Origin of the sequence: Bradyrhizobium sp. I1.14.4, from assembly GCF_050435825.1 — a bacterium.
In the GTDB taxonomy this organism is placed as follows: Bacteria; Pseudomonadota; Alphaproteobacteria; order Rhizobiales; family Xanthobacteraceae; genus Bradyrhizobium.
Genome location: NZ_JBNDLA010000008.1, coordinates 105516 through 130311, shown reverse-complemented (window position 1 = coordinate 130311; position 24796 = coordinate 105516). Strand labels below are relative to the sequence as shown.

Sequence of the window (24796 nt, the reverse complement as noted above, 5' to 3'; positions counted from 1 at the left end):
TAGGTAACGAATATGATAGGTTTGGTTCTAGGTCAAGAAAATCTATCGTTTCTGTTAGGTAACGAATTCGTTAGATTCCGCGCGGCAATACCCTTTAGGTGTATTGCGTTCCCGAAACCCCAACAGGTAGTATTTGGAGGGCGTGGGGGAGGATAATGAAACGGCTGCGGCTCGGATTGCTGTTTCTACTCGCCGCGCTCTATTTGCTGGGAGCGCCCACGCTAGCCCAAACCAACCATAATCCCGACGCCCAAAAGGCCGAGCAGCCAGAGGGCGTAAAGCCCGACACAAAGCCAGAGAGTTCGGCGACCTCGACCCATGAACCCGAACGCAGCACCCACGATCGGGATAAGCACGAAGAACACTGCGAGTACCGGGGGCCAACTTGGTTCTCGGGCTTCTATTGTTTCTTTGCGCTCCATGACAAGTTTTGGGTCGCCTTCGGAACATTGATCCTTGCTGTAGGCACAGGAATCTTGGGCTTTGCCACCGTATTCTTGTGGCGGGCTACGCGACAGCTGGTTTTGGACGCCAAAGAAGCCAGCGATAATCAGTTTAAGGTTTCCATGCTGGCTGCCAATGCCGCGAAAGAAACTGCTGCCACCGCCAAAACTCAGGCCGAAGTCGCCCGCGATACTCTCCTCACAATGAGGGCTCAATTGCGGGCCTATCTCGTTGTTGAAGCTGATAGGATCGAAGACTTTGAGGCCGGGAAAGTCACGATAGGCCACTTCTGGATTCGCAATGTAGGCCAAACCCTGCCGCGCGATGTCATTATGGCAACTGGGGTAGAGATAGCCAAGCGCGGACAAATCCCGACATTTGATGCTCCACCTTCCGATGCTCTTCGAGCAGAACCAAATGCAAGAAATGGTCTTTTCGCCGAACAAATCTCGGTTAAGAAGGCCGCCAACCGGGTATTCAGTCAGGGCGAAATAGACGACGTTCTCGCCAATCGAAGCCGCGCCTGCGTGGGCGGGCGCGTCTATTACAAAGACGTTTTCGGGGGCGAGTGGCACACGGATTTTCTGTACGTGTACTCCGGTCCAGAAACACGGACCATGATCCCGGAGCAGTACCAGACCGGCAACAAGGCTACCTAGCAGGATTGCGGCCAGAGCCGTCCGCGCCCTCACGGCGCGGTTCCTAGCCTAACTCAACCCCCTTGTGGCGTTTGCGCCATAATACCGCGAGGGCCGACATTGTCGGAGCGGATCAGCCGCAGACGGTTGAGCCGTTCGGCATCCGGGAGTATTGCGGCATTGGGCGTTCTGTCGTGCATGCGGGGTGCAGCTTCGCCCAACCTGAGATTGCGATCAACCGCGACATTGGCGCACCTGCATGCAACGCGCTACAAGCGATTGCCAAGAAGCCGTCAAGAAGCGGCCAAGAAACAGCAAGAAACAGCAAGAGACAGGAAGTTTGCCGATGATTTCGTTTGCCGATCTCCAACGCCGCATCGAGTCCGGCGAATTGTCCGCCGATGCCGCCATCACGCAAACGCGGGACGCCATCGCGGCGCAGGAAAAGACCATCGGTGCCTTCGTCCGCCATGATGCGACGGCGCGTGCGCAAGATGCCGGACCGCTGCGCGGGATCGCGGTCGGCATCAAGGACAATATCGACACTGCCGACTTCCCGACCGAGATGGGTGCCGCAATCTATTGCGGGCATCAGCCGCGCGCCGATGCGCCGGTCGTGATGGCGCTGAAGCAGGCCGGCGCGACCATCATCGGCAAGACCACGACCACCGCATTCGCCGCGAACGATCCGACGGCAACCCTCAATCCGCACAATCACGCGCACACGCCGGGCGGATCGTCGGCGGGTTCGGCCGCCGCGGTCGCCGCGGGGATGATCCCGCTGGCGCTGGGTACGCAGACCGGCGGATCGGTGATCCGGCCGGCGTCGTTCTGCGGCGTCGCCGCGATCAAGCCGAGCTACCGGCTGCTGCCGACCGTCGGCGTGAAATGCTTCTCCTGGACGCTCGATACCGTCGGGTTGTTCGGCGCCGGCGTGCGCGACGTCGCGCTCGGCTTGGCTGCGATGACAAGGCGGCCGGAACTGATCGTGCCGTCATCGGTCGCGGCGCCGCGCATCGGCGTGGTGACGCAGGCATTCGCCGGCGCGCCCGAACCATCCGGCGCGGAGGCGTTGCAGAAGGCCGCGCAGGCGGCGGAGCGGGCGGGGGCAACCGTGCGCGAGCTCGCGATGCCCGAGATCATCGCGGAGGCCTGGCGGATCCATCCGGTGGTGCAGGAGTTCGAGGCGCATCAGTCATTCGCCTGGGAGTACGGGCAGAATTACGATGCGATGCCGCCGCTGCTGCGCGGCCGGCTCGACGAGAGCAAGGGCGGCACGCCGGCTGAGTACGACGCGGCGATGGACGTCACGCTGCGCGCGCGGCAGGCGCTGGCCGCGATCCTCACCGAGGTCGACGTGCTGCTGACGCTGTCTGCGCCGGGCGCTGCACCCAAGGGCTTGGCGTCGACCGGCGATCCCCGTTACAACCGGCTCTGGACGTTGATGGGTGTACCCTGCGTCAACGTGCCGACACTGACCGCCGAGGGCGGATTGCCCGTCGGCGTGACCGTGATCGCGGGCTTTGGCGGCGATGCGCGGGCGCTGGCGGCGGCGAGCTTTGTCGAGGACGCACTGAAGCGGTAGCGCTACTTCTTCTCGCCGATCTTGCCTTCCGTCCCGGCCTGCAGGCGTTTGATGTTCTCGCGGTGCATGTAGAACAGCAGCAGCGTCAGCACGGCGAACAGCGAGGCGAGCGCGTTGTGGCCGAACCACCACAGGAATAGCGGGGTCACGAACGCGGCGATCAGCGCCGACAGCGACGAGTAGCGTGTAGTGTAGGCGGTGCCGAGCCAGATCACGGCAAAGATCAGCGCCGCCGGCCAGAACAGGCCGAGCAGCACGCCGATATAGGTCGCGACGCCCTTGCCACCGCGAAACCTGAGCCAGACCGGGAAGAGGTGGCCGAGGAATGCGCCCAGCGCCGCCAGCATTGCGGCGTTCGGGCCGTCGATCGAGCCCGCGATGATGACGGCGACCGTGCCCTTCAGCATGTCGCCGATCAGCGTCGCCGCGGCGAGGCCTTTGTGGCCGGTGCGCAGCACGTTGGTGGCGCCGATATTGCCCGAGCCGATGGTGCGCAGATCCTGCGTGCCGGCGAGCCTTGTGAGGATCATGCCGAACGGGATCGAGCCCAGCAGATAGCCGATCACAAAGCCGGCCAGCAGCAACGCGTCAGCAGACATCGCGGTGGCTCCCCGGACAGTCGGTTCGGTCCACTTTGGACAATCCAGTCAACGCAATATTAACCATCAATCCGCACCATGGCCTTGGAAATGAGGGACCTTATCATGGCTTCTGTTCGCAGGCGGCTGGAGCAGGTTTTCTTTGTCGTTTACGTCGCGGCCATCGTCGTTGGAACGACGATGGAAGCAATGTCGCAACTTGCGGCCCGCTGAGTTCCACGCCAACTTCAGACGTGTTCGTACACCGTTCGTCCGCCCACGATCGTCCGCGTCACGCGGCCCGAAAAGCGCGCGTCGTCGAACGGCGTGTTCTTGCACAGCGATTTGAGCTCGTCGCGGTCGAGCACCCAGGGCGTATCGGGGTCGATCACGATCACGTCGGCCGGCGCACCGGCGCGCAGCGTGCCGCCGGGCAGGCCGAGCAGTTCCGCCGGCCGGGTCGACATCGCCTGGATCAGCGTCTTGAATTCCATCTCGCCGTTGTGGATCAGCCGCAGCGCCGCCGGCAGCATGGTCTGTAGGCCGACCGCGCCGCTCGCCGCTTCCGCGAACGGCAGCCGCTTGACCTCGACGTCCTGCGGATTGTGATCGCTCATCACGACGTCGATCAGCCCGGAGGCGAGCGCTGCGACCAGCGCCTTGCGGTCCTCCTCGGTGCGCAGCGGCGGCGCCAGCTTCAGGAAGGTGCGGTAAGGGCCGATATCGTTCTCGTTCAGCGTCACATGGTTGATCGAGACCGAGGCCGAGACATTGTAGCCGGCGTCGCGGGCACGCTTGAGGATCTCCAGCGATTCGATCGAGGTCAGCGACGCCGCGTGATAGCGCCCGCCGGTCAGCCCCGCGAGCCGCATGTCGCGCTCGAGCATGATCGACTCGGCGGCGGTCGGAATTCCGGCGAGGCCGAGCCGGGTGGCGAATTCGCCTTCGTTCATGACGCCTTCGCCCACCAGGTGCGGGTCCTCGGTGTGATGCACGATCAGCGCGTCGAAATCGCGGGCATAGGTCAGCGCGCGCCGCATCACCTGGGCGTTGGTGACGCTGCGGTCGCAATCGGTGAAGGCCACGGCGCCGGCGGCCTTCAAGAGGCCGATCTCGGTCATCTCCAGGCCCTGCATGCCCTTGGTCAGCGCCGCCATCGGGTGGATGTTGACGATCGCGGTGTCGCGGGCGCGGCGCAGCACGAAGTCGACGGTCGCGGAATTGTCGATGACCGGAGAGGTGTCGGGCTGGCAGATGATGGTGGTGATACCGCCGGCGGCGGCAGCCTGGCTGGCGGAGGCAAAGGTCTCGCGGTGGCTGGCACCGGGTTCACCGACGAAGGCGCGCATGTCGATCAGGCCGGGGGCCACGATCTTGCCGGCGCAGTTGACGATGTCGGTGCCTTCGGGGACGCCGGCGGCGCCGATGCCGCGCTTGGCGTCACGGATCACGCCGTCGGCGATCAGGACGTCGCCCGGACCGTCGAAGTCGCGGGACGGATCGATGACGCGGGCGTTGGCGAGCAGGATGGGGCGGCGGTCAGTCAGCATGGCGTCACGCGTTCGGCAGGTTGCGGGCGAGTGCTTCGAGCACCGCCATGCGCACCGCCACACCCATTTCAACTTGTTCACGGATCAGCGACTGCGCGCCGTCGGCGACGAAGGTGTCGATCTCGACACCGCGGTTCATCGGGCCCGGATGCATCACCAGCGCATCCGGCTTGGCGTAACCGAGCTTCTTCTGGTCGAGGCCGAAATAGTGGAAGTACTCCTGGCTCGACGGCACGAAGGAGCCATTCATGCGCTCGCGCTGCAGCCGCAGCATCATCACGATGTCGGCACCGTTCAGCCCCTCGCGCATGTCGCGTGCGACCTCGACGCCCATCCGTTCGATTCCGGACGGCAGCAGCGTGGAGGGTGCCACCACGCGGACGCGCGCGCCCATGGTGTTGAGCAGGAAGATGTTGGAGCGCGCCACGCGCGAATGCAGCACGTCGCCGCAGATCGCGATCGTCAGCCCCTCGAGCCGGCCCTTGTTGCGGCGGATGGTCAGCGCGTCGAGCAGCGCCTGGGTCGGGTGCTCGTGGGCGCCGTCGCCGGCATTGATCACGGAACCGTCAACCTTGCGCGCCAGGAGCTCGACCGCACCGGAGGCGTGGTGGCGCACTACCAGGATGTCGGGGTGCATCGCGTTCAGCGTCACCGCGGTATCCATCAGGGTCTCGCCCTTGCGGGTCGACATCGATGACACCGACATGTTCATGACGTCGGCGCCCAGGCGTTTGCCGGCGATCTCGAACGAGGACTGGGTCCGGGTCGAGGCCTCGAAGAACAGATTGACCTGGGTGCGGCCGCGCAGACTGGCACGTTTCTTGTCGACCTGGCGGTTGAGCTCGACATACTCCTCGGAGAGGTCGAGCAGGCCCGTGATGTCGTCGGCGGAAAGGCCCTCGATGCCCAGCAGATGCCGGTGACCAAGGACAAAAGTCGATTTCAATGATGGGGTCATTAAAGCCAGAGCTATAGGCGCGGATGGCCGGTGGGGCAAGCGCGAAGAGGGGACATTGGAGTTATCCCCATGCCGGGTGGAGGGGTCGACGGGGGAGCGATCTCCCCCATCACGCCTGGGCTGGTCACGCCCCATCCGCGCCTTGTTTTGCAGGCCTTTCCGGAACAGGACATCGATGGCCGGCCTCGGGCGGAGCGAAAGCGAGCGGTCCGTCGGACGGCGGCGCCCAGGCAGGACACCGGAGCGAGAACTCGTGAAAATTGCCGTGATCGCACTGCTGGCCCTCGGATCGATCTCGTCTGCCTTCGCTCAGAACTTGCCCGGCGACTTCGCGTTCCTGCGCGATATCGATCCGACCATCATCCAGGACATCCGCTACGCCACCTCCAACAATTTCATGGGGCGGCCGATCGCGGGCTATGGCGCGGCGGAATGCGTGGTGAAGCGGGAGGTGGGGCTGCGGCTCAAGGCGGTGCAGCAGGAACTCGCACGGCAGAAATTGTCGCTGAAGATGTTCGATTGTTACCGGCCGGCCCGCGCCGTCGCCGACATGGTGGCATGGTCGAAGAACGGCAAGGAAACCGCCGCCGAGCGGCGCTACAATCCGGCCTTCTCGAAGGCGGATCTGTTCCGCCTCGGCTATATCGCCACCCATTCCGGTCATTCGACTGGCGCCGCGGTCGATCTCACGCTGGTTGATCTGACCTCCGACAACTCAGGCAGGTTCGACCCGGCCAGGGACTATGCCGACTGCACCGCGCCGGCGGCCGCGCGCGCCCCGGAGGGCAGCGTCGACATGGGCACCGGCTATGACTGCTCCGACGCGAAGGGCCACACCGCTGCCAACTCGATCACGCCGGCGCAGAGGCGCTGGCGCAACACGCTGGTCGCAGCGATGGCCGAGCGGGGATTTGTGAATTACGCCAAGGAATGGTGGCACTTCTCGCTGCCGGGGGCCGGCGGCGCGCCCTACGATTTCCCGATCGCCCGGGGGCGCTAGCGCGGGATTTTCCTCAAATCCGAAGCATTGTCGCAACACAAAGCTTGCCCTCGCAAAAGTAGCGGAGCGCGCGTTCAACACTCCTTAATTGGCGGAGTACGATGTACGGGCAACGCGGGAGCATCAAGCATGCGCTTCGGAGCCATTGCAGTTATTGCCGTCGGCGCCGCCGGCATCGCGATTTACGATCAATACGACAAGAGCGCGAATTTTCAGCGCGTCGATGCACGCATCAGCGGCGTCAGCGAGCAATGCTATCTGGAAAAGGTCGAGCGCGGCGTCATCACCAAGACGACGTTTACTTCCGACCTGACCCGCTGCGAAATTGCCGAGCTGCTGCGCAAGGAGCACCCGAAGTGGCAGGGCTATGACGTGAAGCACAAGATCGAGGTGAAGGTCGTCTATGTCTCTCCGGTAGACAATGTCACGCACACCTCGAGCTTGCAGATGTCTGCCTTCCCCAACGGAAAGCTGCTGCGCGCCGGTGACGTGTTTCCGGTACTGGCCTCCAAGAGCAAGGCGGAGAGGACGCGCACGATCTGACCGTTCAGCGGGATGGGAGTTCAACCATGCGTCTGGGTCTCTACGGGATGATCGCCATCGGCGTTGCGAGTTTCTATGCCTACGGCGAGATCGACAAGCGGGTGAACTTCCGGCCGATCGACGCGCGCGTCAGCAGCGTCAAGGAGCAATGCTATATGGAAAGGACCGAGGGGCAGCGGAGCTCGACCTCCGATCTGTTGCCTTGCGAGCTTGTCGAGCTTCTGGCGCGTCACCATCCGAAATGGCAGGGCTCCGACATCAAGCACAAGATCGAGATCCGGTTTGCCTACATCTCTCCGGTGGACGGGGCCGCGCACGAGTCGAACCTGCAGCTGGTGGCCTATCCCGATGACCGGCCGCTGCACGCGGGCGACATCTTTCCTGTCCAGGCTTCCCGGAAGGAGGCCGACAAGACCCGCGCAAATGATTGGCTGGACAGGCGGCTGGGCCGCCATGCGCCGACGCATGGAAGCATCTAGTGTTGTGACTCTAACGCTTGTTTCGCCCGGGCGACTTTTTCGAGGATTTGGCTCGCAGACTTGGTCCAGACGAAGGGTTTGGGATCGGCATTGTGGTTTTCCAGGTATTGCATGATGGCGCCTTTCAATTCGGCGACGCTCTTGAAGGCGCCGCGGCGGATGCGGTTTCGGGTGATGTCGGCAAAGAAGCGCTCGACCATGTTGAGCCAGGACGCCGAGGTGGGCGTGAAGTGCAGGTGGAAGCGCGGGTGTGCCTTGAGCCAGCGTTTCACGGCCGTGGTCTTATGCGTGGCATAGTTGTCCACGATGAGGTGAAGGTCGAGACCCTCGGCGATCTGTTGGTCAATCAGCTTGAGAAAGCGCAGAAACTCCCGGTGCCGATGGCGTGGCATGCACGTCCCAATGACCCTGCCGTCCAGCATGTTGAGCGCTGCAAACAGCGTCGTGGTGCCGTTGCGCTTATAGTCGTGGGTCATCGTTCCGGCGCGGCCCTTCTTCATCGGCAGGCCGGGCTGGGTGCGGTCGAGGGCTTGAATTTGGCTCTTTTCATCGACGCAGAGAACCAGCGCCTTGTCCGGCGGATCGAGATAAAGCCCGACCACATCCTCGACCTTCGCGGCGAAGTGCTTATCGCGCGAGACCTTGAACGTCTTAACCAGATGCGGCTTCAGCCCATGCGCACGCCAGATCCGTTGGACGCTGCTGTAGGAAATGCCCGCTACCGCCGCCATGCTGCGCCCGCTCCAATGCGTTGCCTTCGGAGGCTTCTCGTGCAGCGTCATATGCACCACTTGCTTGATCTTCTCAGGGCTCAACGGCTTGACGCGCGAAGGCCGGGTTGCGTCCTTCAAAAGCCCGTCCGCTCCCTTGGCAACATAGCGGCGGCGCCAGCGGCGTACCGTCAGAAGGCTCTTGCCCACGGCCGCCGCAATCGCTTCCGCCGTCAGCCCGTCGCTGGTCAAAAGCACGATCCGCGCTCTCCAAACCGCCTTCTGGGGCGTGTTCCGGTTTCGGACCAGCCCCTCCAATCCTTCACGATCAGCTTTGCTAATCGAAATCCGTTCGATCGTCCTCATCGGCCCAGATTCGCAGGTCTGAACCGATTTGTGAATCGTTCGTCAGCATCGGAACACTAGCAGAGGGCGCATTTTTCGCTGCCCGGCGCCGGCTCGCGGGCTTATGATCCCCCGATTCCACTGCGTGACGATTGGCTCGTGATCCCGGCCGGAGGAGGCCGTTGTCCGGGCCCATGGACGCAGCGAGACTGCTCCCGAGGAGACCATGACGCAGGCTTCGTTTGCCACCCACGACGTCCTCAACCAGTCGCCGCCGTTTTGGGATGTCGACCTGTTCACGACGGACGCGCCGCTCGTCGCGGCCGTTGCCGCCAATGGCGGGGCGGCGGCCACGGCTGAACTGTCGGATTTCGGCAAGCATTGGGGATCGGCAGCGATGGCGGAGCGCGGCCGCGTCGCGAACGAGAACACGCCGAAATTGCGCTTGTTCGATGCCAGGGGCAATCGCCGCGACGAGGTCGAGTTTCATCCGGCCTATCACGAGCTGATGGCGCACTCGGCGCATGCCGGCGTGCACAACTCAACCTGGAGCGCGGACGGCAAGCCGGCCGGCGGGGCGGCCGAAGTGGTGCGTGCGGCGAAATTCTATATCGCCGCGCAAGTCGAGACCGGCCATCTCTGTCCGATCACGATGACGCGTGCCTCGGTTGCGGCGCTGGCCTCGCAGCCGGATATTCTGGCGAAGACGATGCCTGTCATCGCCACGCGCGCCTACGATCCCGGCTTTGCGCCGTGGTGGACCAAGCGCGGCATGACGCTCGGGATGGGCATGACGGAAAAGCAGGGCGGCACCGATGTGCGCGCCAACATGACGCGTGCCGAGCGCGACGGCGGCACCTATCGCATCACCGGGCACAAATGGTTCATGTCGGCGCCGATGTGCGACGCGTTCCTGGTGCTGGCGCAGGCCAAGGACGGCCTGAGCTGTTTCTTCATGCCGCGCTTTGCGCCCGGCGGCACGGTCAATGCGATCCATTTCCAGCGCTTGAAGGACAAGCTCGGCAACCGATCCAACGCTTCGTCGGAGGTCGAATTCCACGGCGCCCATGCCGAATTGATCGGCGAGGAGGGCAAGGGCATCCGCACCATCATCCAGATGGTGCAGTTGACGCGGCAGGATTGCGCGATCGCGTCCGCCGGCCTGATGCGCTCGGGGCTGGCGCATGCGCTCAATCACGCGCGGCACCGTAGCGTGTTCCAGAAGCATCTCGCCGACCAGCCGCTGATGCAGGCGGTGCTGTCGGACATGTCGCTGCATGTCGAGGCGTCCATCGCGCTGGTGATGCGGCTCTGCCGTGCCTTCGATCGCGCGCCTGCCGATGCAGGCGAGGCCGCCTATATGCGGCTGCTGACGCCGGCGATCAAATACTGGATCTGCAAGAGCGCACCAGGTTTCCTCTACGAGGCGATGGAGTGCCTCGGCGGCAATGGCTATGTCGAGGAGGGCATTCTGGCGCGCCACTACCGGGAGTCGCCGGTCAACGCGATTTGGGAAGGCTCCGGCAACGTGATGTGCCTCGACGTGCTCCGCGCGCTCGGCCGCGAGGCCGATGCCGCACTGGCCGTGCTGCGGGCGCTCGCCGACGAGACCAAGGGCCTGCCGGGCGCTGTTGAGGCGGTCGCCTCGATCGGACAATCGTTCCGCCGAGCGGACGGCGAGCGCATCGCAAGGCTTGCGGTCGAGCAACTGGCGCTGCTGGCGGCCGCCGCCGCGCTCAACCAGGTCTCGCCTGAGAACGCCGAATTGTTCGCGGCGACACGGCTTGCCGAACGCCACGCCGGCATGTACGGCGCGGTGGAGCTATCCGATGCCGATCAGCGCGCGCTGCTGGCGCGGGCGCTGCCATGACCACATTCACCACCGTCATGCGCGGCCCCGTGCCGGGCATCCACGTCTTTGCTTCGGCAGGGCAAGAAAAGACGTGGATGGCCGGGACAAGCCCGGCCATGACGAATTGATAGAGCCGAGGTTCGCTGATGGATTCTCTCACGCCGCAAGACGCGACTGCCGCTATCGAACCGCCACCACTGCCCCCGCGGGTCTGGAAGTTCTGGGGCACCGCGCTGTGGGGCCTCGTCATCTTTGCCGCGATGTTCCTCGGCCAGGTCGCGGTCATCATCTACCGCATCATGGCGCAGGGCGGGGAACTGTCGACGGCCGGCATCACCCATGTGGTCGCCGACGGTCTGACGATCTCGCTCTCGGTCCTCGCCGGGCTGCCGATGGTGCTCTTGGTGCTGTGGTTTGCGATCCGGCGAACCCGGATATCGTTCACCGATTATCTCGGGCTGGGCGGGACGTCGTGGAAGAATGTGATCATCGGCGTCGTCGCGCTCGTCGTGCTGGTCGGCGCCTGGGACATGGTGTCCCGCGCGGCCGGCCGCGAGGTGACGCCGGGCTTCATGGGCGACGTGCTGAAATCGGCGCAGGAGCACAGCGCGTTGTGGCTTCTGATCATTGCGTTCGCCGGCGCCGCGCCGCTCTGGGAGGAGCTGTTCGCGCGTGGCTGGCTCTATCGCGGCTGGTCGGAATCCAGGCTCGGCCCCTATGGCGCGATCCTGCTGTCGTCGCTGGTCTGGACGGTGATGCACCTCCAGTACGACTGGTTCTTCCTGTGCGAGGTGCTGTCGATCGGCCTCCTGTTCGGATACCTGCGCTTCCGCACCGGCTCGACCTGGCTGACCATCCTGCTGCACGGGCTGAACAATTTTGCGGCGACGATCCAGACCTGGTGGCTGGCGGGATGATAGCCCGAACGGCGTCTCCGGCGTTATCAGTAATGACGGGGGGGGGGACAGGCGGGACGGTCAAGCCATCGCAGTGGCGCATTCGCAGGTTTTGCAACAGGCTCTAATCGTCTGCCCGGACGATCACGATAGGTGATAGGTGGCCAGCTTTCTTTCTCTAGCACGCAATGTGAGTTTGGCCCAACGCCGACAGGTATTCACGCCCGCTCCAACGGGCAAAGCCGACGTGACTAGCGAATGAGTGCGCGCCCTAAAGCCCAACCGCGGCAATCACGATCGGCATCGTGATCGCGGCCAAAATCGTCTGCAGCGTGATGATCTGGGCGAGCAGCGGCGCGTCGCCGGCCATCTGGCGCGCCAGCACATAGGCTGACGGCGAGGTCGGCACCGCGGCGCAGGCCGCGACGATGGCGAGATTGGCGCCGCTGACGCCGAACCACACGGCGAGCGCGACGGTTAGGACGGGCATTGCGACCAGCTTCAGGACTAACGCGACGCTGGCGGCGAGGCTGGGGCGGAAGATGCCTTCCAGATGCAGCCCGGCGCCGGTCACGAGCAGGCCGATCGCGAGCGACGAGCCGCCGAGAGCGTCGGCGACGTCGTGCCAGATCTGCGGCAGCGGGATGTGCGCAACGTTGATGACGAGCCCGATCACGCAGGCCCAGATCAGCGGGTTCTTCACCACCGTCGTCACGATCGCGCCGGTCGACCGCTTCTCGGACGAGGCATATTTCGCCAGCACGGCGACGCTGAAGACGTTGACCAGCGGGATGATCGCGACCATCGCGACCGAGGCCAGCGCAAGGCCTGTGCTGCCATAGAGATTGCGCGACACCGACAGCGCGACATAGGTCTGCCAGCGGGTTGCGCCCTGGAAGATCGAGGTGAAGGCGGGACCGTCGACGCCGGCGCGGGCGAGCGGGCCACGCAGCGCGAGGCAGAGCAGGCACATCAAAAGCGCCGCGAGCAGCAGCGCGCCGCCGACACCCGCGACCGGCACTTTAGTCAGGTCGGCCTTCACCAGCGTCTGCACCAGCAGCACCGGAAACAGCACGTAGTAGGTCAGCCGCTCGAGCCCGTGCCATTGGGTGTCTGTCGGCATCAGCGTGCGCTTCAGGACGAAGCCGAGCACGATCAGCAGGAACACCGGCAATAGCGCCGCGATCACCACGGCCATCGTCAGCGGTCCCCGCGCAGTTTCGCGAGCCGGTCGAGCGCGCCCTGCAGGATGAAGATCGCGGCGTGCTCGTCGATCACCTCGGCGCGGCGGGCGCGGCTGACATCCATCCCGATCAGCTCGCGCTCGACCGCGGCGGTCGACAGACGCTCGTCCCACAGTCCGATCGCAAGCGCGGTGAGGCCGGCAAGGTTGCGGGCAAATGCCCGCGTCGATTGCGCGCGCGGGCCTTCGCTGCCGTCCATGTTGATCGGCAGGCCGAGCACGAAGCCTGCGGCGTTGCGCTCGGCCGCGATCGCAAGCAGCCGCGCCGCATCGGCCTTGAACTGCTTGCGGTGGATGGTCTCGACGCCGGTCGCAAGCCGCCGGTCCGGATCGGAGACGGCAACGCCAATGGTCTTGGTGCCGAGGTCGAGGCCGACAAGCGCGCCGCGGTCGGGCCAGTGCCGCGCGGCTTCGATCAGGGGAAGGATGGGGGCGGGCATGGCCTTGCGCTTAGCACGTGGGCGCGCGCCGAGGCAAAGCCCGGCGACGGGCGGCCGTCCATGCGAAAACGCCGGTCAAACTGGGCTATTGCCTTTGGAATAGACGGATCCTCTGACACCGTCATGGCCGGGCTTGTCCCGGCCATCCACGTCTTTCCCTCCGTGTAAGCATAGACGTGGATGCCCGGGACGAGCCCGGGCATGACGAGTCTATGGAGACACTGATCCCAAATGCGATTGCATGCCGTTCAGGCGGCGATCACCCGATCGTCGCCGCCAAGGCACGCGGCAAGTCCCTGCAACGCGCTGTACTGATGCGCGGTGCGGCGCTGGATGAACAGTGTCTCGACATGCGCGTGCCGCGGATTGAGCTTGTGGATATTGATGTCGCGCTGGACGTGGTCTCGCTCGACCACCGCGCGCGGCAGTAGTGTCACGCCCATGTCGGCGGCGACGCAGCCGACCATGCCGTCAAGCGTGCCGAGTTCGAAGCGGGCGGCCGACGGCCAGCCGAACTCGGTGAAGACCTGTTCGAGGCGTTGCCGGTAGGTGCAGCCGGTGCGGAACACCAGCGCGGTCGGGCCCGACTCCGAGGTGCCGGCGCGCAAGGCGGCAAGCGATTTCCAGCGCTGCGCGGTGACGAGCACCAGTTCCTCGGTGAATGCGGGCGTTGCGGTGAGTTCGGCGTGCTCGATCGGACCGGCGACAAAGGCGCCATCGAGCGACCCGTCGAGCACGGCGGCGACGAGATCGGCGGTCGGTGCGGTGCGCAAGGTCAGGCGCACGGCCGGATAGCGGCGATGAAACCCGGCAAGCAGCGTCGGCAGCCGCACCGCGGCGGTGGTCTCCATCGAGCCGATCGACAGCGGACCCTTCGGCTCGCCATCGTCGCGTGCGGCGAGCACGGCTTCGCGCGACAACGCCGCCATGCGCTGCGCATACGGCAAGAGGCGGCGGCCGGCCCCGGTCAGCGACATGCCGCGGCTATGACGCTCGAACAGCGCCGTGCCGATGTCGGCCTCCAGCGCCTTGATGCGCTGGGTGACGTTGGACTGCACGGTATTCAGCTCTTCGGCCGCCCGGGTGATGCCGCCGAGCCGGGCGACCGTGGAAAAGGTGAGCAGGTCGGTCAATTCCATCTGGGACCACCGTTTCATTTTAGAGATGATAGCGTTCACTATCATTCATTTTCCGAGAATGTTATGCTGCTCTAGTCTGGATGTCCATCATCCAGGGAGGGAGCCGTGCCGATCGAGACGCCGCTGTCTGCGCTTTTGGGTATCCGTCAGCCGATCCTGCTCGCGCCCATGGATTTTGTTTCCGGGGTACGGCTCGTCACGGCGGTCAGTGCCGCCGGCGGTTTCGGCATTCTCGGCGGTGGCTACGGCGACCGAAGCTGGCTTGAACAGGAAACAGCGAAGCTTCGGGAATTGACCGTGCCGTTCGGGATAGGCTTCATCACCTGGAGTCTGGCCAAGCAGCCGGAGCTGCTGGATATCGCGCTGGACGCACGGCCCCGTGCGATCATGCTGTCGTTCGGCGACCCGAGGCCGTTCAGTCCCCGGATCAAGCAGGCGGGCGCGCTCCTGATCTGCCAGGTGCAGGAGGAGGAGATGGCGTGGCAGGCACTGGAGGCCGGTGCTGATATCCTGGTCGCGCAGGGGACGGAGGCGGGTGGCCACGGAGCATCGCGCACCACGCTTGATATCGTGCCGACGATCGTGGATCTCGCCGCGGGGCGCGTGCCAGTGGTCGCCGCCGGCGGCATTGCGGACGGCCGGGGCCTCGCCGCGATGCTGATGCTTGGCGCCTCCGGCGTGCTGATGGGTACACGCTTCTATGCTAGCCAGGAGGCCGACATCGCCGAGGAGGCGAAACGCCGGGTCTGCGCAGCCCGGAGCGGCGAGACCGTGCGCAGCATTATCTTCGATCTCTCGCGCAACAATGTATGGCCGGCACCGTTCAATGGACGCTGTCTCGTCAACGATCAGGTGCGGCGCTGGATCGGGCGAGAGGTTGAAATGATGCAGAACCTGAAGCAGGTTGCCGCCGAATATGCGGAGGCTAGAATGCGCGGCGATTTCGACATCGCGGCCGTGATTGCAGGCAGCGCGGTCGGGTTGATCCACGATATTGCGCCTGCGGCCGAGATCGTCGGCCGCATCGTCGCCGAGGCCGAGCAGTCGCTGCAGGGCCGGCGCAACTCTCTTTCCTCTTTGACCTGAACAAGCGCGAGGCAGACCATGTGGCCGGACCGTCGATTGATCGATCGTTTCAAGACCGAATTCCCGATCGTGCTGGCGCCGATGGCCGGCGTGATGGATGCGGAGCTGGTAATTGCGGTGGCGCAGGGCGGCGGGCTCGGCTCGCTGCCATGTGCGATGCTGTCGGCCGAGAAGGCGCGCGAGCAGGTCAAACTCATCCGCCAGCGCGTGTCTGCGCCGATCAATCTCAACTTCTTCTGCCACAAGGCGGTCGACGCCGATCCCACGCGCGAGGCAAACTGGCGGCAGCGGCTGGCGCCCTACTATCGCGAACACGGCCTCGATCCGGATGCGCCGATCAATGCGGCGAACCGCGCGCCGTTCGATCCGGCGTTCTGCGCAGTGGTCGAGGAACTGAAACCCGAGGTCGTGAGCTTCCATTTCGGCCTGCCGGAGCCAAAGCTGTTGCAGCGGGTGAAGGCTGTGGGCGCCATTGTGATGTCGTCGGCGACCACGGTGAAGGAGGCGATCTGGCTCGAGGAGAACGGCGCCGACGTCGTCATCGCGCAAGGCGCCGACGCCGGCGGCCATCGCGCCATGTTCCTGACCGAGACGATCGCCGAGCAGCCCGGCACGTTCTCGCTGCTGCCGCAGGTGGTGGATGCGGTGAGGGTGCCGGTCGTCGCGGCCGGCGGCATCGCTGACGGGCGCGGGATCGCGGCGGCATTCGCGCTCGGCGCCTCGGCCGTGCAGATCGGTACAGCGTTCCTGCGCTGTCCGGAGTCCAAGGTCACCGCGGCAGGCCGCGTCGCGTTGGCGCAGGCGAGCGACGAATCGACCGTCATCACCAATGTGATGACCGGCCGTCCGGCGCGCGGCGTCGCCAACCGCGTGATGCGCGAGGTCGGCCCGATCTCGCCGGACGCGCCTGACTTCCCGCATGCGGCGACCGCCCTCGGGCCTCTGAAGGCGGCCGCCGAAAAACAGGGCAAGGTCGATTTCACCAATCTGTGGGCCGGGCAGGCGGTGCGGATGGGCAAGGAAATGCCGGCCACCGAGCTGACCCGGGCGCTGGCTGGGGCCGCGCTGGCGCGGATGGGGCGGCTAGGGGGCTGATTTTGCCCCCGCTTCCAGCGCGGTTGCGGCGCAAAACCGGCCTCTGCTATACGGCAGGCTGACCTTTCAGCCTGACCTTTAAGATCTGGGGCCCTATATTAATGTCCGTAGACGCCACGACTGTCCGCCGCATCGCGCATCTGGCGCGGATCGCGGTCAGCGACGCCGAAGTTCCCCATCTCCAGGGCGAGCTGAACGCGATGCTGGCCTTTGTCGAGCAGCTGTCGGAAGTGAATATCGACGGCGTCGAGCCGATGACCTCGGTGACACCGATGGAGATGAAGAAACGCGCGGACGTGGTCAATGACGGCGAGATCGCCGACGCCATCGTCCGCAACGCGCCCGATACGATGAACCACTTCTTCCTGGTGCCGAAGGTGGTCGAGTAACTCTAGCACAGCGTTTTCTAGCGAAGCGGATACCGGTTCGCGTGAAGAAAACGCGTCAAACAAAAGCGACAAAGTCCGATGTGTCTGCTCTGCGACGATGAGAAGGCCTACAAGGCTTATATGGACTTCCTTGATGTGATGGAGCGCAAGGGGAAGGTCGCCGATCCCAACGAGGCGATCGACGCGGTGCTCGACCAGCTCGAGGCGCTCGATGCCGAGCGCGCCAAGGAAAACGCCAAAGCCCGGCAGGACGATCCCGCCAACGACAAGACCCTTTCTCCGTTCTTCTGCAGCCCAATCAATAAATGACCGATTTGACATCGCTGACGATCGCCGAGGCCCGCGAGGGCCTGGCGAGCAAGTCTTTCACCGCAAGCGAACTGACCGATGCGCATCTCGCCGCCATCGAAGACGCGCGCGTGCTCAATGCCTATGTGCTCGAGACGCCCGACCGCGCGCGCGAGATGGCCAAGGCCGCCGATGCGAAAATTGCAAAAGGCGAGGGCGGACCGCTCGCCGGCATTCCGCTTGGCATCAAGGACCTGTTCGCGACCCGCGATATCAGGACCACGGCGTGCTCGAAGATCCTCGGCAATTTCATCCCGCCCTACGAATCGACGGTGACCTCGCAGCTGTGGCGCGACGGCGCGGTGCTGCTCGGCAAGCTCAACAATGACGAGTTCGCGATGGGCTCGTCGAACGAGACCTCGTGCTTCGGCCCGGTCACCAATCCGTGGCGGCGCGAGGGATCCAACACCACGCTGGTGCCCGGCGGCTCGTCCGGCGGCTCGGCGTCGGCGGTGGCGGCGCTGCTCTGCATGGGCGCGACCGCGACCGACACCGGCGGCTCGATCCGCCAGCCCGCGGCTTTCACCGCGACCGTCGGCATCAAGCCGACCTATGGCCGCTGCTCGCGCTGGGGCATCGTGGCGTTTGCGTCCTCGCTCGACCAGGCCGGCCCGATCGCGCGCTCGACGCGCGATGCCGCGATTCTGATGCGCTCGATGGCGGGTCACGATCCCAAGGACACGACGTCGGTCGACATCGCGGTGCCGGATTACGAGGCCGCGATCGGCAAGTCCGTGAAGGGCATGAAGATCGGCATCCCCAGGGAATATCGGCTCGACGGCATGCCGGCCGAGATCGAAAAACTCTGGAGCGAGGGCGCGCAATGGCTGAAGGCCGCCGGCGCCGAGCTCGTCGAGGTGTCGCTGCCGCACACCAAATACGCGCTGCCGGCCTATTACATCGTGGCGCCGGCGGAGGCCTCGTCGAACCTCGCGCGCTATGACGGTGTGCGCTACGGGCTGCGCGAGCCGGCCAAGAACGTCCTCGAGATGTACGAGAACACCCGCGCCGATGGCTTTGGCGACGAGGTGCGCCGCCGCGTGCTGATCGGCACCTATGTGCTCTCCGCCGGTTACTACGATGCCTATTATCTGCGTGCGCAAAAGGTGCGGACGCTGATCAAGAAGGACTTTGAGGACTGCTTCGCCAAGGGCGTGAACGCGATCCTGACGCCGGCGACGCCGTCGGCGGCGTTCGGCATCGGCGAGAAGGGCGGCGATCCCGTGGAGATGTATCTCAACGACATCTTCACGGTGACCGTGAACATGGCGGGCCTGCCGGGCATCGCCGTGCCCGCAGGCAAGGACACCCAAGGCCTGCCGCTCGGCCTGCAGCTGATCGGCCGTCCGTTCGACGAGGAGACGCTGTTCTCGCTCGGCGAGGTGATCGAGCAGGCGGCCGGCCGGTTCGCGGCGCCAAGATGGTGGTGAGCGATGACGGATTTCCGCGCCAGTCTCGCTGACGCAGCGCCGGACACCGCGCTGTCGCCGCCGCTCGCCGCATTGTGGTGGGCAAAGAAGGGCGATTGGGCCAAGGCGCACGACATCGTGAAGGATGGAAGCGACGTCAACTCGGCCTGGGTTCATGCCTATCTGCATCGCGTCGAGGGCGATCTTGCCAATGCGGGCTACTGGTATCGCCACGCCAATCAGCCCGTTGCCAGTGACTCGCTCGAGGCCGAGTGGGAGCGGATCGTTTCCACGCTTTTGACGGAAAGCGCCTGAGTTTGCCGGTGCCAAGGCACCGCGAGCATTAACCCTGTTTCGGCCGCCATGCCGCCGCCCAGATTGGCCGTGATAGGCTGCGGAACCGGCCGGGGGCCAGCAACAAAGAGAGTAGTCGTGCGTGGGTCGGGCATAGGGGGATGGCTGTCAGCAATGCTGGTGGCCGTGGCGGCAGCAGGCCTTGCCGGCTGTGCGTCCGTCTACAATCTGCCCGGCAATGTGCCGCTCGGTGCTGCGCTCGCCGATAACAGCAGCGCCCGCGACTTCCCAATCTACGAAGATGACCTGCTGCTCGCGCTGTCGTTCTCCGGCGGCGGCACCCGCGCGGCGGCGTTTTCCTTCGGTGTGCTCGAGGAGCTTGACCGGACGCGTTCGAGTGCGGCCGGCACCAAGACGCTGCTCGACCGCGTTGACTTTGTCTCCGGCGTCTCCGGCGGATCGGTCACCGCCGCCTATTTCGGACTGAAGCGCCGCGCGGCGCTCGACGATTTCCGCGAACGCTTTCTGCTGCGCAACGCCGAGGAGGGACTGAAGACCCGGATCTCGCTCGGCAATATCGGGCGCGCGCTGGGCGGCGGCGTCAACGACAGCCAGTTCACCGACTGGCTCGATCAAAATGTGTTCGACGGTGCGCGGTTCGAGGCCTTGCCCGACGACCGCCGGCCGCGGGTGTGGATCAACGCGTCGGACATCTACAACCGCACGCCGTTCGTGTTCGGCAAGACGTCGTTCGACGCGCTGTGCAGCGACATCCGCTCCTATCGAGTCGCCGAAGCGGTGGCGGCATCCGCCGCGGTGCCGCTGGCGTTCGCCCCGATCGTGCTGCAAACCTATCCCGGCGGCTGCGCAGCGCCGCTGCCGTCCTGGTTCGACCGGGTGCGCAACGATCCGAACGCGCAGCCGCTGCTGCGCTCCTACGCCGAGGCCCAGGCGCGTTACCGCGACGGCTCAATGCGCTACGTCAAGCTGCTCGATGGCGGGCTCGTCGACAATTACGGCCTTTCGGGGCTGAGCATCGGCCTGCTCGCCGCGCAGCACCCCTACGAGCCGCTGAGCGAACGGCAGGCGGCCAAGCTGAAGCGCATCCTGTTCCTGGTGGTCGACGCCGGCCGCGGCATCTCCGGCGATTTCGTGCAGACGCTCGAAGGACCGAGTGGTGTCGAGCTGGTGTCCGCGGCCGCCGACACCGCGATCGATGCCAGCGTGCGCTCGAGCTACGCCGCCTTCACGGCGCTCGCCGACGACTGGTCCGGCAAGCTCAAGCACTGGCGCTGCGGCCTGTCGGCGGCGGATCGCACCAGGCTCGGCGTCGGTGCCGGCTGGAAATGCGGCGACGTCGCGATCTATGTCGAGCGGCTCGGCTTCGACCGGCTTGGACCGGAGCGTGCCGGTATCCTGAACGCGATCCCGACGCGGCTTTCGCTGCCGCCGGAGCAGGTCGACCAACTGATCGCGGGCGGCGCGGACGCGCTGCGCTCGAGCAAGGCCTATCAGCAGTTCCGGCGCGGGCTCTGATCTGCGCCGGATGCGCCGATGCGGGCTGCAAGGGGACTGCCAGGCGGCTTGACTGGCGCGATCGGTTGCGCGAAGCCCAATCCATCCCAGATATCACTTTATCCGGAAACCGAGATCCATGACCGCATCTGCCGCCCCGCATAGACTGATCAAGAGCGCCACCGGCGATTGGGAGGTCGTGATCGGCATGGAGATCCATGCCCAGGTCACCTCGAACTCAAAACTGTTCTCGGGCGCATCGACCGCATTCGGCGGCGAGCCCAACTCCCATGTCTCGCTGGTCGATGCCGCGATGCCGGGCATGCTGCCCGTGATCAACGAGGAGTGCGTCCGCCAGGCGGTGCGTACCGGTCTTGGGCTGAATGCGAAGATCAATTTGCGTTCGGTGTTCGACCGCAAGAACTATTTCTATCCGGACTCGCCACAGGGCTATCAGATCAGCCAGTACAAGTCGCCGATCGTGGGCGAGGGCGAGGTGTCGCTCGAGCTCGACGGCGGCCGCAGCGTCACGATCGGGATCGAGCGGCTGCATCTGGAGCAGGACGCCGGCAAGTTGCTGCACGATCAGTCGCCGACGATGTCCTATGTCGACCTCAACCGTTGCGGCGTCGCGCTGATGGAGATCGTCTCGAAGCCCGACATCCGCGACGCCGAGCAGGCCAAGGCCTACGTCACCAAGCTGCGCTCGATCCTGCGCTACCTCGGCACCTGCGACGGCGACATGGAGAAGGGCAGCCTGCGCGCCGACGTCAACGTCTCGGTGCGCCGCCATGGCGAGACCGCGCTCGGCACTCGCTGCGAAATCAAGAACATGAACTCGGTCAACTTCATCGGCCAGGCGATCGATTACGAGGCGCGGCGTCAGATCGAGATCATCGAGGACGGCGGCTCGATCGACCAGGAGACCCGGCTGTTCGACCCGGACAAGGGCGAGACGCGCTCGATGCGCTCCAAGGAAGAGGCGCACGACTACCGCTACTTCCCGGATCCCGACCTGCTGCCGCTTGAGTTTAGCCAGGCCTTCGTCGACGATCTCAGGGCGCAGCTGCCCGAGTTGCCGGACGAGAAGAAGTCCCGTTTTATTACGGGCTTCGGCCTGTCGCCCTATGATGCGAGCGTGCTGGTCGCCGAGCGCGAGAGCGCGGAGTTCTACGAGACGGTGCTGTCAGGTCTTGCCGACAAGGCGCGCGACGGCAAGCTCGCCGCCAACTGGGTGATCAACGAGCTGTTCGGTCGTCTCAACAAGGAAGGCGTGGAGATCGCGGCCTCTCCGGTGTCGGCGGAGCAACTCGCCGCGATCGTCGACCTGATCGGCGAGGGAACGATTTCCGGCAAGATCGCCAAGGACTTGTTCGAGATCGTCTGGCAGGAGGGAGGCGATCCGCGCGCGCTCGTCGAGGCGCGCGGCATGAAGCAGGTCACCGATCTCGGCGCGATCGAGAAGGTGGTCGACGACATCATCGCGGCCAACCCCGACAAGGTCGAGCAAGCGAAGGCAAAGCCCGCAGCTCTTCAGTGGTTCGTCGGTCAGGTGATGAAGTCGTCGGGTGGCAAGGCGAACCCGAAGGCGGTCAACGACCTCTTGAAGTCGAAGCTCGGCATCTGAACGAACAGGACAATGATGTTGTCCTTGGCGCATGATCCAACCGGATCATGCTCCCGCGCCGATGCCTTCGGCGTCGTCGCGCGCGCGTGAACGCGGCGTGATCCTGCATCACATCCTCCGTCCACGGTCGCGGTGACGCTCCTCGGTGCCGAATCGCCGGAGCTGCGATTCGTTCGCGAATCCGGTTCGGACGACCTCAAACGAGGCAAAAGGCAGCTTACCCACGAAAATTTTTTCATTGCCAAAAGTTGCGACTCGGCGTTCGCGCCGCGTCGCTTTTCGTCGTCGCCTCCGACTCAACGTAATGACGGTCGCGCATCGATCGGCTGAATGCGAATTCAAGAAGTGCCTGCAATTCGGGCGTTTCCTGCAACGTTGACAAATGCCGATGTCGGCGGTTGCTGCATTTCTTGCATCGTCGCGCGAATGCATCGTTGATTTGTCCGGCGACGCGCGCCGTGCTTACGACCACCGCTGCGTCAACACTTCCTTAAGCGGGACACTGTTTTTTTCGGTCTGTTGGTGTATTCGGGAAGTAGTGCATATCGATTCCCGAGTGCACGCAGCGAAGTAGAGAGCCATCTCACATATCGGAGGGCAACATGGCTAAGAAGGCAAAGAAGGCGAAGAAGGCGAAGAAGGCGAAGAGCGCAGTGAAGAAGACTGCGAAGAAGACCCGCAAGGTCGCCAAGAAGAAGTAAGCCTCTCGCCTTGAGAGGATTGCCGGCGGCTTGACGCCGGCACGTCGCGAGAGCCAGCGGACGGACTGCTGAGAGGCACATCCCACCCCAAGGCTCTGGCTGACGAAAGAGGGTGTCGGCGAGACATCAGGTCAAACGGCTGGATCGTATTTCGGAGAGGGCAACCTTCCCAAAACCGGTCCGGCAGAAGAAACAGAGATTTCTTCGTTCGGTGCGGAGCCAGCTTGGTTCCGCAATTTCACCGGCGAGAATGCCGAGCTGAAATCTGGTCCTGACGTGTTCGCCGACCCCCTCGTTCCGGCGGCCCGCGTAGCCCGCGCCCGGCAGCCGCTTTCCCAATTCCAGTTCTGGACCGACACTAGGCCTGACGGCCTCGCGTTGCATTTGTCCGTGCACCCGGCCGCACGCCGCTCCGCGGATCGTCCACTGGTCGTGCCACCCCTCCGTCAATTTCGAAACTGATTGCCTGGTTAGGACCGGCCGGCGCCCGCGGCATTGTCCGCCATGGTTATCGTTGTCCGAAACACCAGGGTAAACCGGCGTTCACGAATGCACGGAAGTGCCTGCGGCACAGGCACTTCTACGATTCCGGGACGCGCCCCCGGCAGCACCGATTTACACCCCGTTCATCGCGATACTTAAACCCCTCTTCAAATTTGATGGGCCATGATCATCCCAACAAGCCGGCAAACGGCGAGCGGTGATCCCAAGGTCAGCGCAGAAGATAACAAGGCGTTTCAACAGTGGACGGGGGCCGCGCTCGGGGGAGGGCGGCCAACAACAAAAAGGGGAATGACGACAATGTTTCAGGGGATCATCGATCAGGAAAGCGCCGTACCGGTTGCTGCGACTGCGATCCAGGACGTGCTGTTCGAACGTGGCATGTACTGGGCGAGCGGCCGCTCCGGCGTGGTCAACCTCGTCGCGGCGCACAAATGGTTCAACCTGGCGGCGCTCAAGGGACGCACTGACGCAATCGCGCACCGCCGCGAAGTTGCCGAGCAGATGTCCGACGTCGAGATCGCGGCCGCCCAGCGCGAAGCCCGCGCCTGGATGACGACGACGCACTAGCGATTCCTATTTTGACGCGTCTTCTTCACGCGAACCGGCGTCCACTTCGCTCGAAAACGCTCTCACCACCGATATCGAGCTGGGAGCCTCGGCTCCCTCGCTCCATCACGGTCATCACCGCGCCAGCCGCGATCACGAACTGCCGGACGACGGGCCCGGGAAGAACCCGGATCAGGTAGCCTCCGGCATAGCCGCCGATCACGGCGCCGAACAGCATCGTCAAAGTCTCCGGCATGCGGCGCGACGCCGAGTTCGCGCCTCACGATGCGGCTGAACCCTTCGCGGCTTCGCCCGAAGCCTGCGGCAATCGCGCCGATCGGCTCGACGCTTTCCGTCAGCGCGATGCCGAGTTCCCTCCTGTCGATGAGGCCGGTCGAACGGAATGGCTCGCGCAACAGGGTGTCGTCGGCGATCTCGAGGATGTGCTCGGCCGATATCTCGTCAACGCTCCGCCAACGGGCCCCCACGTTGATGATCCGAAGCGATGAGGAGGCGCGGCTCGCCGGAACATAGGCATTCAGGCAAACCGTCTCCTCGTCCGATGTGGGTCTCGGTGCATGCAGCATTCCCGCCGGAATGAGCGCGGCATGGCCTGCTGGTACTGTTACCGTCGCATCGTCGATCCGAATGGCGCGCGACCCTGACAGCACCAGCACGATCTGGCTCTCGTCATGGAAGTGCGGCCTGAGGCCAAGCGAGCCGGTACCGCGCCACGATGCCAGCTCGACGATGCCAGCGTCGTCCGCGCGCCGGTATGTCCAGGTGGTAGCAGAGGTAGGGCGGGTCATCGGCGAAGGGATCGGCTTCGGTTGAGTGGGAAGCATAGCACGCGGCACGTTTGCCCGGCCCCGGGCTCGCGGA

25 protein-coding genes are annotated in these 24796 nt (G+C 64.7%); 16 read left to right on the top strand and 9 right to left on the bottom strand.

The window, feature by feature from the left end; genetic code table 11:
* Positions 1 to 155: 155 nt before the first annotated feature.
* Positions 156 to 1103 carry a hypothetical protein gene (locus ABIB78_RS18365; protein WP_429027042.1) on the top strand — a complete coding sequence of 316 codons (948 nt, stop codon included), beginning with the start codon at positions 156 to 158 and terminating at the stop codon, positions 1101 to 1103.
* Positions 1104 to 1156: 53 nt separating this feature from the next.
* Here the strand turns inward: ABIB78_RS18365 and ABIB78_RS18360 are convergent, their stop codons facing one another.
* A complete protein-coding gene (locus ABIB78_RS18360) occupies positions 1157 to 1282 on the bottom strand; it encodes a hypothetical protein (RefSeq protein WP_429027040.1) in 126 nt (41 codons plus the stop codon).
* 146 nt (positions 1283 to 1428) lie between these two features.
* On the opposite strand from ABIB78_RS18360, the gene ABIB78_RS18355 reads away from it, so the two are divergent.
* Positions 1429 to 2667: an amidase gene (locus ABIB78_RS18355; RefSeq protein ID WP_429027039.1), complete on the top strand. Its 1239-nt coding sequence runs from the start codon at positions 1429 to 1431 to the stop codon at positions 2665 to 2667.
* 2 nt (positions 2668 to 2669) lie between these two features.
* Here the strand turns inward: ABIB78_RS18355 and plsY are convergent, their stop codons facing one another.
* From plsY to ABIB78_RS18340, 3 genes are all read right to left on the bottom strand, one after another.
* The gene (gene plsY / locus ABIB78_RS18350) at positions 2670 to 3266 is read right to left on the bottom strand and encodes a glycerol-3-phosphate 1-O-acyltransferase PlsY (RefSeq protein WP_429027037.1); all 597 of its coding nucleotides are present in this window, start codon (positions 3264 to 3266) and stop codon (positions 2670 to 2672) included.
* A 227-nt stretch (positions 3267 to 3493) separates the two neighbouring features.
* On the bottom strand, positions 3494 to 4795 hold the full coding sequence (locus ABIB78_RS18345; RefSeq protein ID WP_429027034.1) for a dihydroorotase: 1302 nt from the start codon (positions 4793 to 4795) through the stop codon (positions 3494 to 3496).
* Between the two features lie 4 nt (positions 4796 to 4799).
* Complete coding sequence (locus ABIB78_RS18340) at positions 4800 to 5753, bottom strand: aspartate carbamoyltransferase catalytic subunit (RefSeq protein ID WP_029081056.1); 954 nt, start codon at positions 5751 to 5753, stop codon at positions 4800 to 4802.
* A gap of 175 nt (positions 5754 to 5928) precedes the next feature.
* On the opposite strand from ABIB78_RS18340, the gene ABIB78_RS18335 reads away from it, so the two are divergent.
* The 3 genes from ABIB78_RS18335 (at position 5929) to ABIB78_RS18325 (ending at position 7775) form a co-directional block, all read left to right on the top strand.
* A complete protein-coding gene (locus ABIB78_RS18335) occupies positions 5929 to 6753 on the top strand; it encodes a M15 family metallopeptidase (RefSeq protein WP_429027032.1) in 825 nt (274 codons plus the stop codon).
* A gap of 129 nt (positions 6754 to 6882) precedes the next feature.
* The gene (locus ABIB78_RS18330) at positions 6883 to 7296 is read left to right on the top strand and encodes a hypothetical protein (protein ID WP_429027031.1); all 414 of its coding nucleotides are present in this window, start codon (positions 6883 to 6885) and stop codon (positions 7294 to 7296) included.
* Between the two features lie 26 nt (positions 7297 to 7322).
* Entirely contained in the window at positions 7323 to 7775 is a 453-nt protein-coding gene (locus ABIB78_RS18325) for a hypothetical protein (RefSeq protein WP_429027030.1), read from the top strand.
* Here ABIB78_RS18325 and ABIB78_RS18320 read toward each other — a convergent pair.
* On the bottom strand, positions 7772 to 8851 hold the full coding sequence (locus ABIB78_RS18320) for an IS630 family transposase (RefSeq protein ID WP_429027027.1): 1080 nt from the start codon (positions 8849 to 8851) through the stop codon (positions 7772 to 7774). The two genes, ABIB78_RS18325 and ABIB78_RS18320, sit on opposite strands and share 4 nt — an antisense overlap.
* Before the next feature lie 205 nt (positions 8852 to 9056).
* Here ABIB78_RS18320 and ABIB78_RS18315 point away from each other — a divergent pair, with 205 nt between their 5' ends.
* Positions 9057 to 10700, top strand: a complete 1644-nt coding sequence (locus ABIB78_RS18315) for an acyl-CoA dehydrogenase family protein (RefSeq protein ID WP_429027024.1) — start codon at positions 9057 to 9059, stop codon at positions 10698 to 10700.
* A 128-nt stretch (positions 10701 to 10828) separates the two neighbouring features.
* On the top strand, positions 10829 to 11599 hold the full coding sequence (locus ABIB78_RS18310; RefSeq protein WP_429027023.1) for a CPBP family intramembrane glutamic endopeptidase: 771 nt from the start codon (positions 10829 to 10831) through the stop codon (positions 11597 to 11599).
* A gap of 250 nt (positions 11600 to 11849) precedes the next feature.
* Here ABIB78_RS18310 and ABIB78_RS18305 read toward each other — a convergent pair whose 3' ends face one another.
* The 3 genes from ABIB78_RS18305 to ABIB78_RS18295 all read right to left on the bottom strand — a co-directional run bounded on the left by ABIB78_RS18305 (position 11850) and on the right by ABIB78_RS18295 (position 14400).
* Complete coding sequence (locus ABIB78_RS18305; protein WP_429027021.1) at positions 11850 to 12776, bottom strand: AEC family transporter; 927 nt, start codon at positions 12774 to 12776, stop codon at positions 11850 to 11852.
* Positions 12777 to 12778: 2 nt separating this feature from the next.
* A complete protein-coding gene (ruvX, locus tag ABIB78_RS18300; protein ID WP_429027019.1) occupies positions 12779 to 13261 on the bottom strand; it encodes a Holliday junction resolvase RuvX in 483 nt (160 codons plus the stop codon).
* A 248-nt stretch (positions 13262 to 13509) separates the two neighbouring features.
* Positions 13510 to 14400, bottom strand: a complete 891-nt coding sequence (locus ABIB78_RS18295; protein WP_429027017.1) for a LysR substrate-binding domain-containing protein — start codon at positions 14398 to 14400, stop codon at positions 13510 to 13512.
* Between the two features lie 105 nt (positions 14401 to 14505).
* On the opposite strand from ABIB78_RS18295, the gene ABIB78_RS18290 reads away from it, so the two are divergent.
* The 9 genes from ABIB78_RS18290 to ABIB78_RS18250 all read left to right on the top strand — a co-directional run bounded on the left by ABIB78_RS18290 (position 14506) and on the right by ABIB78_RS18250 (position 23935).
* On the top strand, positions 14506 to 15486 hold the full coding sequence (locus ABIB78_RS18290) for an NAD(P)H-dependent flavin oxidoreductase (protein WP_429027015.1): 981 nt from the start codon (positions 14506 to 14508) through the stop codon (positions 15484 to 15486).
* Positions 15487 to 15504: 18 nt separating this feature from the next.
* A complete protein-coding gene (locus ABIB78_RS18285; protein ID WP_429027013.1) occupies positions 15505 to 16581 on the top strand; it encodes an NAD(P)H-dependent flavin oxidoreductase in 1077 nt (358 codons plus the stop codon).
* A gap of 101 nt (positions 16582 to 16682) precedes the next feature.
* Positions 16683 to 16970 carry an Asp-tRNA(Asn)/Glu-tRNA(Gln) amidotransferase subunit GatC gene (gene gatC, locus ABIB78_RS18280; protein WP_429027011.1) on the top strand — a complete coding sequence of 96 codons (288 nt, stop codon included), beginning with the start codon at positions 16683 to 16685 and terminating at the stop codon, positions 16968 to 16970.
* A gap of 78 nt (positions 16971 to 17048) precedes the next feature.
* Positions 17049 to 17279, top strand: a complete 231-nt coding sequence (locus tag ABIB78_RS18275; protein WP_429027010.1) for a hypothetical protein — start codon at positions 17049 to 17051, stop codon at positions 17277 to 17279.
* Positions 17276 to 18748, top strand: a complete 1473-nt coding sequence (gene gatA / locus ABIB78_RS18270) for an Asp-tRNA(Asn)/Glu-tRNA(Gln) amidotransferase subunit GatA (RefSeq protein WP_429027008.1) — start codon at positions 17276 to 17278, stop codon at positions 18746 to 18748. The genes ABIB78_RS18275 and gatA overlap by 4 nt, the downstream gene beginning before the upstream one ends.
* A gap of 3 nt (positions 18749 to 18751) precedes the next feature.
* The gene (locus tag ABIB78_RS18265; protein ID WP_429027006.1) at positions 18752 to 19042 is read left to right on the top strand and encodes a hypothetical protein; all 291 of its coding nucleotides are present in this window, start codon (positions 18752 to 18754) and stop codon (positions 19040 to 19042) included.
* Positions 19043 to 19195: 153 nt separating this feature from the next.
* Positions 19196 to 20557 (top strand): patatin-like phospholipase family protein, encoded by a 1362-nt coding sequence (locus ABIB78_RS18260; protein ID WP_429027004.1) that lies wholly within the window; start codon positions 19196 to 19198, stop codon positions 20555 to 20557.
* Between the two features lie 118 nt (positions 20558 to 20675).
* Positions 20676 to 22163: an Asp-tRNA(Asn)/Glu-tRNA(Gln) amidotransferase subunit GatB gene (gatB, locus tag ABIB78_RS18255; protein WP_429027001.1), complete on the top strand. Its 1488-nt coding sequence runs from the start codon at positions 20676 to 20678 to the stop codon at positions 22161 to 22163.
* Positions 22164 to 23665: 1502 nt separating this feature from the next.
* Positions 23666 to 23935, top strand: a complete 270-nt coding sequence (locus ABIB78_RS18250) for a hypothetical protein (protein ID WP_429027407.1) — start codon at positions 23666 to 23668, stop codon at positions 23933 to 23935.
* Positions 23936 to 23997: 62 nt separating this feature from the next.
* Here the strand turns inward: ABIB78_RS18250 and ABIB78_RS18245 are convergent, their stop codons facing one another.
* Entirely contained in the window at positions 23998 to 24723 is a 726-nt protein-coding gene (locus ABIB78_RS18245) for a cupin domain-containing protein (protein ID WP_429026998.1), read from the bottom strand.
* Between the last annotated feature and the right edge of the window lie 73 nt (positions 24724 to 24796).

Excerpts from the sequence above, each read along its gene's own strand:
- ABIB78_RS18365 (WP_429027042.1), top strand. The coding sequence starts at position 156 with ATGAAACGGCTGCGGCTCGGATTGCTGTTTCTACTCGCCGCGCTCTAT.
- ABIB78_RS18360 (WP_429027040.1), bottom strand. The coding sequence starts at position 1,282 with ATGCACGACAGAACGCCCAATGCCGCAATACTCCCGGATGCCGAACGG.
- ABIB78_RS18355 (WP_429027039.1), top strand. The coding sequence starts at position 1,429 with ATGATTTCGTTTGCCGATCTCCAACGCCGCATCGAGTCCGGCGAATTG.
- plsY (WP_429027037.1), bottom strand. The coding sequence starts at position 3,266 with ATGTCTGCTGACGCGTTGCTGCTGGCCGGCTTTGTGATCGGCTATCTG.
- ABIB78_RS18345 (WP_429027034.1), bottom strand. The coding sequence starts at position 4,795 with ATGCTGACTGACCGCCGCCCCATCCTGCTCGCCAACGCCCGCGTCATC.
- ABIB78_RS18340 (WP_029081056.1), bottom strand. The coding sequence starts at position 5,753 with ATGACCCCATCATTGAAATCGACTTTTGTCCTTGGTCACCGGCATCTG.
- ABIB78_RS18335 (WP_429027032.1), top strand. The coding sequence starts at position 5,929 with ATGGCCGGCCTCGGGCGGAGCGAAAGCGAGCGGTCCGTCGGACGGCGG.
- ABIB78_RS18330 (WP_429027031.1), top strand. The coding sequence starts at position 6,883 with ATGCGCTTCGGAGCCATTGCAGTTATTGCCGTCGGCGCCGCCGGCATC.
- ABIB78_RS18325 (WP_429027030.1), top strand. The coding sequence starts at position 7,323 with ATGCGTCTGGGTCTCTACGGGATGATCGCCATCGGCGTTGCGAGTTTC.
- ABIB78_RS18320 (WP_429027027.1), bottom strand. The coding sequence starts at position 8,851 with ATGAGGACGATCGAACGGATTTCGATTAGCAAAGCTGATCGTGAAGGA.
- ABIB78_RS18315 (WP_429027024.1), top strand. The coding sequence starts at position 9,057 with ATGACGCAGGCTTCGTTTGCCACCCACGACGTCCTCAACCAGTCGCCG.
- ABIB78_RS18310 (WP_429027023.1), top strand. The coding sequence starts at position 10,829 with ATGGATTCTCTCACGCCGCAAGACGCGACTGCCGCTATCGAACCGCCA.
- ABIB78_RS18305 (WP_429027021.1), bottom strand. The coding sequence starts at position 12,776 with ATGGCCGTGGTGATCGCGGCGCTATTGCCGGTGTTCCTGCTGATCGTG.
- ruvX (WP_429027019.1), bottom strand. The coding sequence starts at position 13,261 with ATGCCCGCCCCCATCCTTCCCCTGATCGAAGCCGCGCGGCACTGGCCC.
- ABIB78_RS18295 (WP_429027017.1), bottom strand. The coding sequence starts at position 14,400 with ATGGAATTGACCGACCTGCTCACCTTTTCCACGGTCGCCCGGCTCGGC.
- ABIB78_RS18285 (WP_429027013.1), top strand. The coding sequence starts at position 15,505 with ATGTGGCCGGACCGTCGATTGATCGATCGTTTCAAGACCGAATTCCCG.
- gatC (WP_429027011.1), top strand. The coding sequence starts at position 16,683 with ATGTCCGTAGACGCCACGACTGTCCGCCGCATCGCGCATCTGGCGCGG.
- ABIB78_RS18275 (WP_429027010.1), top strand. The coding sequence starts at position 17,049 with ATGTGTCTGCTCTGCGACGATGAGAAGGCCTACAAGGCTTATATGGAC.
- gatA (WP_429027008.1), top strand. The coding sequence starts at position 17,276 with ATGACCGATTTGACATCGCTGACGATCGCCGAGGCCCGCGAGGGCCTG.
- ABIB78_RS18265 (WP_429027006.1), top strand. The coding sequence starts at position 18,752 with ATGACGGATTTCCGCGCCAGTCTCGCTGACGCAGCGCCGGACACCGCG.
- ABIB78_RS18260 (WP_429027004.1), top strand. The coding sequence starts at position 19,196 with ATGCTGGTGGCCGTGGCGGCAGCAGGCCTTGCCGGCTGTGCGTCCGTC.
- gatB (WP_429027001.1), top strand. The coding sequence starts at position 20,676 with ATGACCGCATCTGCCGCCCCGCATAGACTGATCAAGAGCGCCACCGGC.
- ABIB78_RS18250 (WP_429027407.1), top strand. The coding sequence starts at position 23,666 with ATGTTTCAGGGGATCATCGATCAGGAAAGCGCCGTACCGGTTGCTGCG.
- ABIB78_RS18245 (WP_429026998.1), bottom strand. The coding sequence starts at position 24,723 with ATGACCCGCCCTACCTCTGCTACCACCTGGACATACCGGCGCGCGGAC.